At 69.8% G+C, this 9,413-nt stretch carries 10 protein-coding genes and 4 pseudogenes; 11 read left to right on the top strand and 3 right to left on the bottom strand.

Annotated elements, in window-relative coordinates:
- Window positions 1–132: 132 nt before the first annotated feature.
- Window positions 133–549 (bottom strand): CBS domain-containing protein, encoded by a 417-nt coding sequence (locus tag ACIQ6Y_RS32945; protein ID WP_404044598.1) that lies wholly within the window; start codon window positions 547–549, stop codon window positions 133–135.
- 543 nt (window positions 550–1,092) lie between these two features.
- On the opposite strand from ACIQ6Y_RS32945, the pseudogene ACIQ6Y_RS32940 reads away from it, so the two are divergent.
- The 11 genes and pseudogenes from ACIQ6Y_RS32940 to ACIQ6Y_RS32890 all read left to right on the top strand — a co-directional run.
- Window positions 1,093–1,544: pseudogene (locus ACIQ6Y_RS32940) on the top strand (hypothetical protein).
- Between the two features lie 381 nt (window positions 1,545–1,925).
- Window positions 1,926–2,297, top strand: coding sequence for a YncE family protein (locus ACIQ6Y_RS32935; protein WP_404044595.1), 372 nt, complete (start codon window positions 1,926–1,928; stop codon window positions 2,295–2,297).
- Window positions 2,298–2,469: 172 nt separating this feature from the next.
- On the top strand, window positions 2,470–2,994 hold the full coding sequence (locus tag ACIQ6Y_RS32930) for a hypothetical protein (protein WP_404044592.1): 525 nt from the start codon (window positions 2,470–2,472) through the stop codon (window positions 2,992–2,994).
- Between the two features lie 206 nt (window positions 2,995–3,200).
- On the top strand, window positions 3,201–3,371 hold the full coding sequence (locus ACIQ6Y_RS32925; RefSeq protein WP_061926350.1) for a hypothetical protein: 171 nt from the start codon (window positions 3,201–3,203) through the stop codon (window positions 3,369–3,371).
- A 441-nt stretch (window positions 3,372–3,812) separates the two neighbouring features.
- Window positions 3,813–4,137 (top strand): annotated as a pseudogene (locus tag ACIQ6Y_RS32920) (phosphatase PAP2 family protein); the annotation flags it as partial.
- Between the two features lie 190 nt (window positions 4,138–4,327).
- Window positions 4,328–4,777 (top strand): hypothetical protein, encoded by a 450-nt coding sequence (locus ACIQ6Y_RS32915; RefSeq protein WP_404044589.1) that lies wholly within the window; start codon window positions 4,328–4,330, stop codon window positions 4,775–4,777.
- A 56-nt stretch (window positions 4,778–4,833) separates the two neighbouring features.
- A pseudogene (locus tag ACIQ6Y_RS32910) lies at window positions 4,834–5,260 on the top strand (glycogen debranching enzyme); the annotation flags it as partial.
- A 172-nt stretch (window positions 5,261–5,432) separates the two neighbouring features.
- A complete protein-coding gene (locus ACIQ6Y_RS32905) occupies window positions 5,433–5,579 on the top strand; it encodes a hypothetical protein (RefSeq protein ID WP_404044587.1) in 147 nt (48 codons plus the stop codon).
- Window positions 5,576–6,181 carry a PRC-barrel domain-containing protein gene (locus tag ACIQ6Y_RS32900; protein WP_404044585.1) on the top strand — a complete coding sequence of 202 codons (606 nt, stop codon included), beginning with the start codon at window positions 5,576–5,578 and terminating at the stop codon, window positions 6,179–6,181. The genes ACIQ6Y_RS32905 and ACIQ6Y_RS32900 overlap by 4 nt, the downstream gene beginning before the upstream one ends.
- Window positions 6,178–6,630 (top strand): PRC-barrel domain-containing protein, encoded by a 453-nt coding sequence (locus ACIQ6Y_RS32895; RefSeq protein ID WP_404044583.1) that lies wholly within the window; start codon window positions 6,178–6,180, stop codon window positions 6,628–6,630. Before ACIQ6Y_RS32900 ends, ACIQ6Y_RS32895 begins: the two co-directional genes overlap by 4 nt.
- A gap of 91 nt (window positions 6,631–6,721) precedes the next feature.
- Window positions 6,722–6,886, top strand: a pseudogene (locus ACIQ6Y_RS32890) (transposase family protein); the annotation flags it as partial.
- A gap of 907 nt (window positions 6,887–7,793) precedes the next feature.
- Here the strand turns inward: ACIQ6Y_RS32890 and tgmA are convergent.
- Window positions 7,794–8,282 (bottom strand): putative ATP-grasp-modified RiPP, encoded by a 489-nt coding sequence (tgmA, locus tag ACIQ6Y_RS32885; protein WP_404044581.1) that lies wholly within the window; start codon window positions 8,280–8,282, stop codon window positions 7,794–7,796.
- Between the two features lie 119 nt (window positions 8,283–8,401).
- Entirely contained in the window at window positions 8,402–9,016 is a 615-nt protein-coding gene (locus tag ACIQ6Y_RS32880; RefSeq protein ID WP_404044579.1) for a hypothetical protein, read from the bottom strand.
- Window positions 9,017–9,413 lie beyond the last annotated feature (397 nt).

Here is a 9,413-nt window from a genome sequence, read left to right as displayed (position 1 = left end):
GGCCCCCCCCGGGGGGGGCCGGGGGGGGGGGGCCCGGGCGGGGGGGGGGCCCGCCCCCCCCCCCCCCGGGGGCCCCCCCCCGGGGGGGGGGCCGGCCCCCCCGGCCCCCCCCCCCCCACAGGTCAGGCGCGGTCAGTCGCTGGAGATGACTTCCAGCAGGTCGCCGACGGCGCGATCGGGCAGAGCGCGCGCGACGTCGGCCAGGGCGACGATGCCGACCAGGCGGTGGCCGTCGATGACGGGCAGACGGCGCACCTTGTGGGAGGCCATGGTGCGCAGGATCTCGTCGGCGTCGTCGTCCGCACCGATGGTGACGGCTTCTCCCTGAGCGAGGTCTCCGGCCTTGACCTGCGCCGGGTCCTTGCCGGCACCGAGGACCTTTACGATGATGTCCCGGTCGGTGAGCACGCCCTTGAGGCGGTCGTCGGTGCCACAGATGGGCAGCGCGCCGACGCCGAGGTCGGCCATCTTGCGGGCCGCGTCCAGGACGGTGTCCTCCGCCCCCACGCACTCCGCGCCCTCGGTCATGATCTCCCGGGCTATGGTCATGAATCCTCCTGAAAAGCGGTATTTGTCGCTGATGCCGTCGGATAACCCGTGATCGCGACCGTGAAACCCGCCGGAGGAGATCTTGCTTGTTCCGGTTTCCCTGACGCGCTTGCTCTTCGAGCTGTGTGATTCACCCGGTTGGCCGGGCTTGCTGGTGGCCGGCCGGGGAAGACGCAGGCCGAGCCCCGCTGTGTGCGTTCCGCTTGGCGGGGCAACGCAGGACCCGGTGCCGTGGCCACCCCCGAGTCAGGCCGCGGCACCGGACCGGCGGGCCCTGGTCCTCCGATGCTGTGCGTAAGAGGACCTGCGATCGGGGTGGTCGGCGTTCCGGGATGCCTGTGCGGGGGCTCGGGCGACTGGCTGTCGTGGTGAGGGGCGCCGGATTCGGGACGGTCTTCATCGTGAACTGGTCGCGACGAGGGGTCGCATAGGCGGCCGATGGCGCGAACGCCATCTCGTGTGCCGGTGGGGCATCCGCCACATCAACGGCGAATCGACGATGTTGTCTAGACCTCTGTGTGTCCGTCCGGCCTGATCGGCTGCATGGAGAGAGCACACCTGCCCACCACCGAATCTGCTGTCGTCGCGATTCGTGGTCTCGCCGTGGAGTTCGGGGTGAGCATGACCGTCACTGACGACATCGGTGCAGACCAGACCTCTCGCCGCACCTCTGCCGAGCTGTTCACCGTCTTCGACCCGGACGGCTCGCTGCCGCACGAGGCGTTCGTGGAGCTGGCCGGGTCGCCCTCCGTCAGCATCCGGCTCTTCCCCGAGGACGACGCGCGGATCACCGTCGACGGGTTGGAGTTCAACGATGTGCCGCGGGACTCCGTCCCCGGCTCCTGCGCTCCGTCTACGGCGGGCTCGCCCGGACCAAGGGCCGGCTGTTCCCGCCGGGCCAGTGGCTCATCGTGCCGATCCCGGGGGACGAGACCTACAAGGAACTCATCGTGGAGCCCAACCTCACCCCCTGGCTGGCGCGTAGCGCGCGGTGAGGCCATACAGGAGGGTGGAACCGAAGCCGAAGTGCTCGGCGTCGGTGACGTACTGCCATCCCGGCGCAGGCCTTCGGGTGCCGGGCCGGCGGCTGGGCCCGGCCTGACCGACCGTGAGGTGCGTGGAGGAGCCATGCCCGGTGGGCCAGTCGCACATGCACATGCCGCGAGAGGACATACGGCGCAACGCTTGATCCCTGCCGATCGCGCCCGTAGGGGCGCTCGTACGTGAGAACGACCTGAGTATGCGACGCGTCCGGCTCAGAGCCCTGCTCGGTGCCTGAACTCTGGCCCTGCTCAGCCTCGTCGGCGCCGCGCCCGGTGCCACGGCGACCCCTGCCAACACCGCCACCACTCTGCCGGTCGAGTACCCCCGCTGACATGGCCGTCGACGCCGTGCACCAGCGGCTGTACATCGCCGACATCGTGACCGGCTCCGTCGTGGTCACCGACTTCGACGGCCGACTCACCCGGATCCTCACCGGTCTGCCCGGCCCCGCCGACCTGGTGCTGAGCCCCGACGCCCGCACCCTGTACGTGGCCCTCAGTCGTGGCGACGCCATCGCCGCGGTGAACACCGCCACCTACCGGACGACGGCGCGCTACGCCACCGGCGCCGACGCACCCTCCCAGGTCGTTGACCTGGACCCGGGCACCGGCCTGGGCCTGCGTCCGCATGGGTTGGCCTGGTTCCCGGACGGGAGTGGGCTGTTCGCCTTGGGGGGTACGGCGTCGCGTTCATGCTGCTCGTGATCCGCGTCTGACGGGACCGGGACCGGGACCGGCTCCGTCGAGGCGGGCGGCGGACGCCCTGCTCGCCTCGACGGCGGCGCCCCGCTGCCGCTTCGTCAGATGAGTGGGGGACCGCGGGGTACCCGGCGAGGCGACGACACTGTCCCGACTCCCCTTCGAGGAGGTCTGCGCTGTGCTCTCGCTCAAGCGCTTACTCGACCGCAGTCTGACCGCGCAGGCGGCCCTGGTCTTCGTGCTGGGACTGGGCATCACTGCCCTGTTCCGCAGGGACGAGCACCCGGCCGTATGGCTGCTCCACAGCGCTCTTTACACCGGGGTCGCCATCACGGCCCTGGCCGTCCAGCGCCGCCGGGCCACCCGAGCCGTGGGCACGGACGCGGGCGGACTCGCCGATCTGAACCGGAAGATACGGCACCATGAGGTGCCGCAGGCCCCCGAGGAACAGGCGGCCATGCGACGGCTGGTCGCCGGACAGCTCGGCCAGATGGAGCGGGCCGGCAAGTGGCTGCCGTACTGGCTCGGCGCCATGGGCCTCGTCGCGGTCGGCATGTTCGTCCTGGGGGCCGTCAGCGGCTCCTTCCTCTTTCCCCTTGTCTTCGCGGTCGGCGTGCTTGCGCTGTGCTTCGGGGTCCTGTGGATGCGCCGCCGTTCCCTGGACCGACTTCGCTGGATGCGTCAGGCCCTGCGACACGAGTGAGCGGCCAAGGAGGCGGCGGGGTGGCCCTGTCGGACTGGGCCGATACGTCGCGCAGTTGCTCTTCTGCCACGACCCTCTGTTCCTGAGCGCGAGCGATCCCGTGCCGAGGCCGCGCCCATCTGCCCTGTATTTCGCGGAAGTAACCTACGATTTGTAGGCTTGTAAGGCTGAAGCAAGGGCATTCGTCGGCCAGGAGGTTGATAACGATGGTTCCCCTGCTTCTGGTTCTGCTGCTGGCTCTGATCCTCTTCGGCGCGGGCTTCGCACTGAAGGCTCTGTGGTGGATCGCAGTGATCGTGCTGGTCGTGTGGCTGCTGGGCTTTGTCGTCCGTTCCGCGGACGGCACGGGCCGCAGGGGCCGCTGGTATCGCTGGTAAAGGAAGGCGACCGGCGCGAGCAATGCGCCACGCCCGAGATGACGGGGGGCCCGGCCGTACGAGGCCGGGCCCCCCGTCGGCGTAAGGAGCCGTTCCGTTGCCCCAGTTGGGAGAGATCGGGCGTATCGGACGCGCTGCGGGGTACGTGAGCCATGCACCGGCCCCGCAGACCCAGCAGTGGAACCGTGCTCCTCCTGTCTGCGGGGCCGCTGCGCGCGAGACACCCGTCGTCGCGCGGGCATGTCCGGGCTCCTGAAGGCAGGCGCACCCACAGCGCCCTCCGTTCCAGCCCGTACTCGGCGAGTTCGCCTCCGGCGCCGCCAACTGCGCCGAGGAGGCCGACTTCGAGCCGCTGGACCGTGAGGTCGAACGCCTCCGCCGGGAGACGAGCAGCAGCGACCCGCTGCCCTTCCTCAAAGGAGGCGCATGCGCCGGGTGAACTCCTGCCCGTCGGGCCCCGCGATGACGGGCATGACGTCCTTCGCCGTCCTCCCGCTGGTGCTGCTGCCCCAGATCCCGCGAGGCTGGCGGGCGTTGTGCTGGTGCGTTGCCGTGGTGTCGGTGTTGGGTGTGGGTTTCACCCGAGTCGCCCTCGGCGCGCGCTGGTTCAGCGACGTGCTGGGCGGCTGGCTCCTGGGTCTGGCCGTCGTCTCGGTCACCACCTGGGTCTTCGAGACCTGGGGGCACCGAGTCCGGCCGGGGTTCCGTCCCGGTGGGCGAGAGCCTGGAACCCGAGCCCGTCGTTCAGGCCGCTCCGGAGCGGTGAATGGCGGATGCGCCGCTCTGCGCCCCGTTTGGGGGAGGCGCCGGCGCACCTCACTCTGATGACCGACCCATTCCATAACGCGTGCCCGCTCAAGCCCAGTTCACGCCGTTTTCGAACATGGAGTCGTGTCTGAGGTGCTGTCAGACGGGTAGGCGCGAGGACTCAGTCGGCATCGAGGAAGGGAAAGGCCATGTCTGTGGATCCCGTACCCGCCGAGGTGAGTTCAGCGGCCGAGCAGGTCGCCGTGTCGATGATCGAGTTGTGGCGGCGGGCGCGTGCGGATGCCGCGCCCACGGTGTCCGAGGAGCAGATGCGCGGTCTGCTCGCCCTGGACGGCGCGCCGTCGGGTCCGGGCGGGGTCGCCGGCAGCCTCGGCGTCAGCCCCTCGTCGGCCACGCGGCTGCTCGACCGGTTGGAGCAGCGCACCTTGGTGCGCCATCTGCCCTCGGGCGAGTTCTGCCTGACCGGCGCCGGGAAGTGCGTGCTGGAGGCGACGCGTGAACGTCGTCGGCAGCTTCTGGAGCAGACAGTGGTCACGGCCGCGCCGCCGGACCGCCGCGTGCTGCGGGACGCGTTCGACCAGTTGTACGGGGTGGTGAGTCCCGTGGCCCGGGTGCCGCGCAGCCGCCGGCCGAGCTGACCGGCGCGCGGCTGCTGCCGCCTGGCAGGCCCCGGCCCTGCCGGGCGGGCCGTGCCCGGGGGCACGGGGCCGTACCGCCGGAGCGCGGTGAGCGCTGCAACCCGAGCAAGCTGCTGCTCGCCCCGTACGCCAAGGCGATCGAGGGCGAAGAGGAGTAGAAGGGGGCGTCGTTCCCCCACCACTTCGACGCCCCGGAGCGCCGGAACGACCTGGACTCGGCCCCGTACACGCCGAAGTCTGTGGTGGTGAACTCCCCACTTCGGCTGGGGCAGCGACCATCCGCCGCGATCCCCTTATGACGGGACGGTCGTCTACGAGGCCATGCGAAGGGCCTGACGCAGACGCACCCGGGCGATACCGGAGGCGATGCGGGGCGCGTACGCGGCGCTGGCCCACCCGGCGATGATCGACTACTTCGTGACCGCGGTGGAGCTGATGCCGGTCCACCAGTTCGTCCATGACCACGCGCTGGTGCAGAAGGGGTCCATCCAGTGAACCTGCCCGAAGTCACCACCGGCAGTGACCTCCTGCGCCAACTCCGGGCATTCCATGCGTACAAGCCCGTACCGCGGGCAATCGGATAGCTCAGAGACCGGCGGACAGACCGTCGGCCAGGGCGAAGACGTACCGACGAGACCCGCGGAGGGGGTCGGCGATGGAGTGGTGGACGTGGGTGGTCCTTCTCGTCGCGGTGGCGGTGGTGCTCGCCGCGGGCGCGCTGGTGGTTCAGGCCAGACGCCGAAGCGGCACGGTGATCGCGGTGCGTCCGGCGAGGCGGTCCGGCCGGGAGGGTCCGCGGTGAACACCCTCATGCTCGCCTCGGAACTGACCAAGCGGGTGGTCGTGACGCTTGCCGGTGAGGCGGTCGCCCAGATCCGGGACACCGTCTTCGACGCTCCAGCGGGCCGGATCACCGGCTTCACCCTGAGCGGGCGCGGTCTGCTGGCCGGGCCGCTCAAGGAGAGCCTGCCTTTCTCCGGAGTGCACGCGATCGGGCCGTCCGCCGTGATGATCCCCGGTGAGGCGGTCCTGAACAGGCGCGGCACCGTCTTGGGGACCGGCAAAGCCGACCGCGGGCAAGTCCTCGGTGTACCCGTCCTGACCGACCAGGGAACGGAAGTCGGCACCGTACTCGACGTCGTGATCGAGGCCGGTGACAGCGGGCAGGTGGTCGGCTTCGAGATCAGCGCCAACGAGAACCTCGACCCGCACAAGCGGAAGGTGTTCGTGCCGCGCGGTGAGACACTCGCAGTCTCCGGGCGCGCCCTGGTCGTCCCCGCCCGCGCCCGTCACTTCGTCGCCGAGGACCTGCCCAGCTTCAGCGCCCAGGTCGCGGCCTTCCGCGCGCACACCGCGCAGCCGAACACGGGTTCCCTCGCGGCCGAGGAAGGAGGCCCCGCATGATGCTGATCACCCAGACCCTGGGTCTTCCGGTGATCACCGCCGACGAGGCCGAACCACTGGGGCGTGTCGAGGCTCTGACCATCGACGCGCGCAGCAGGAGCATCGCTTGGCTGCGTCTGTCCGCGGCACCGAAGCACGCCACGACCGTCGCCTGGAGCGCGATCGAGGCGGTGGGGCGGGACGCCGTCATCGTCCGCTCCCGCACGGCGGCCGGTCCCGGGCAGAGCGACGCCCCCGCCCACCGCGAGGCACTCGGGCACCGCATCCTGACCGAACACGGCATCGCGCACGGCACGGTCAAGGACATCGCCTTCGACGGTACGACCGGACAGATCAGGACGTTGTACACAGCGCTCGGCGACATCTCCGGAGACCGACTCCTCGGCCTCGGTTCCTACGCCGTGGTGGTGAGCGCCGGGCCCGGCGGGACAGGACGGCTCGCCGAGTGACGTTTCTGCGGTGAAGCACCGGGGCTGCGGTTGGAGCAGTTCGAGCGGCTGCTGAAAGCGGTCCGTGATCGCGGTGGCGAACGGGACTCTGCGGGGCCGGCCGTGGGGTCTTCCGCTGGCCGAACGGGTCTTGGTAGTGGCCGTGTACTACCGCACGAAGCTGACCATGCGGCAGCTCGGGCCGCTGTTCGGGATCTCGTCCTCGACGGTGTGCCGGGTGATCCAGCGGCTCGGTCCGCTGCTCGCACTGGAGCCCGGTCTCCCGACCAGGCGATGCGGCCGACCGGTTCGGATTGCACTCGTACCAGTGCCATCGGCCGTCCAGGCCGAGGCCGAAGTCGAACGCGCCGAAGACCAAGCCGAACTCGGCGAGGTAGGCGCACACACCCCTGGCGACATCGGGCGGTATGTCGATGCGGGTGTAGGCCAGCCGGTCGTAGTGGCGCCGCCAGTCCACTCCGGGGGAGCCGTCGATCCGCACGGCGATGAGCTGCTCGCCGACGATGGTCAGGCGGATGTCTGCTTCATTGGCCACCCTCTGCTGGAAGAGGTGCGCGGTGTGACGTACCCGGTCGTCGCTCTGGGCAGGGGTGACGTCCTCGATCCACACGGTGAGCGCCTGGCCGACGTTGTCGGTGAACCCCGTCTCCCGAAGCGGCTTGTACAGAACCGGACCATGAGCCTCTGCGAAGAGGCGGGCCTGACCAGGGTCGTTGGTGATCAGGGTTGGCGGCACGGTCAGCCCGCAGTGGGCGGCTGTGGCCAACTGCGCAGGCTTGTACTCGGCATCTCGGTTGCGCCAGGGGTGGTTGACGTAGCGGGCACCTGGCAGGGAAGCCAGGACTCCACCGAGACCGTAGCGGGCCTCTTCCACCGCCCAGCGGGCCGTCTGCTCGCTCATGGCGAGGTCGGCGGTGTAGAGGGTGGGCCGCCGCCAGTACACCGACCGCATCCCGTCCAGGGCCACGATGCGAGTCTCGGTGGCCAGGGCGCCGGTGACGCTGACGCTGTCGAACGCGACGCTCAGGGTGAGGCCTGCGGGGAAGTCCCGGGGTCCAGGCGGACTATGGGTATGCGGCGCCGGTTCAGTTCGGTGATCACCTCGTCGGCGGTCGCGTCATCCAGACGCGTGACGACGAGGACGGGCGGCCCACCCGCGGGCATCAGTCGCTGTCTCCGGACTGGTCGCTGCCCTGGTCCGGGGTGCCGTCGAGACTGGTCTTGGTCGACGTCTCCGAAGGCGTCTCGGACCGCTTGTGCTTGTCCATCAGCGGCTCGGAGGAACCATCCGGCTGCACCCACTGCGCGGTCTGCGTCTCAGCGTCCAGCACGGCGCGGGCGGCAGGAAGCACCGCAGCGCGGGGGAACGGCTTCATACGGTCGATGCCCCACGGGGCGAGTCGGCTCGTCTCAGCAGCAACGCTCATGGCACGTACTCCTCTCTCGGTGACCAACTCCGCACCGCCGTTGTGGTGGCGGCGCAGTGACCTTTCGGAGGTGCAGGGGGCCCCGTGCCAGGTTCGGGCCGGATGGCAGCCGAAGTGGCCGTTCTGAGCGCAGTGGCCGGCGAATGTGGTGCGGGCGCCGTCCAGGGCCTGGGCGAGGGCCTCGTCGTCGAGAGCGGTGACGTCGTCGGGGATTTCGAAGTCCATGCGGGATTTCCAGCGAAGTGCGCGTGACGATCCGGCCCTGAACCGGTGATCAAACGGAACAGCAACTTCTGATCAGTGTGCCTGTCTTGGGACGGCACGGCCGAGCCGTCATTCGGCCCTCAAGCGCCCAGGGCATCCTCAAAACTGAGTTGCTGATGGTCGCTACGGCATGAGGGACATGTGCAGGGAAGCTCGGCGAACCGCAGCCTCTGCCAGGAAGTGCGGACATGCCGCCCGCTGGAGATGATCAGGATTACGCGGTACTTCATGCGTCGTGGGAGTTCGTCCCAGTGCCCAAGGCAGTGGGGCAGGACCAGGTGCACCAACTCTTCGTCGAAGCCCGCGAGCTCGAAGGGGAACGCGGTGAACTTGGGCTCCCCATCCACCGGCTCCAGTCCGATCGGGCTCGGAAACCGCAGGCGGTCGCTCACGCTGGTAGTGCCGCGCATCGCCCACCTCGGCACTCCCCAGCGAGACGCGGTACGCGCACTGAAGTATGCCCAGTCGACCTTCACCGCAGCTTCGCCCTGGTTGGCGAGGAGTAGATGGAAAGAGGGCCGAGACCGGAATGTCCGGCCTGGTCCGTCAGTGGTGAAGAAGGCTGTCTCGCTGGCCTTGACGGTGAGGCGCGCTCTCTTACGCCTGTAGGTCGCCCAGGCCACCAACATGTTGGCTGCGGTGGCGAGCGCGCTGTCGGCAGCGATCAAACGGGCGACGTTGTCCGGGTCCGACATGCTGAGCCCCTCCCACATGGCGCCCGGTTGAGGCGCGGTGTGTGAACGATTCCCCGCCGTGCTCCCGTATGTGCCCGTTCTGAAGTGGTGCCGGTCTCCCGCTCTCGGACGATCGAGCCTTCCACCTCTCGGCGTGGGCGACGGCTTGGGCCTGGTCGAAGTGGGCGAACACGACCGCGCCCTTGCCGCCGTCCTTGGCGACCTCGTACGTCTCGGTGTGGTGCACGAGTTCGTCGGTGCCCTTTATGCGGACGGCGCTCCCGGCGTAGTGCTGGGCCACGGTGGTGGCGGTGGGCTTGCTGCGGCTGGTGAAGGCGACGCGGTCACGGCCGGCGTCCATGGCCACCTCGGGCTGCGTTGGGCGTCAGCCTGGCAGGGACGAGCGCGATCATGGCGC

The organism is Streptomyces sp. NPDC096205 (assembly GCF_044763135.1).
GTDB lineage: Bacteria > Actinomycetota > Actinomycetes > Streptomycetales > Streptomycetaceae > Streptomyces.
Note: the sequence above shows the minus strand (reverse complement) of the source record. Positions and strands in the feature narration are given on the sequence as shown.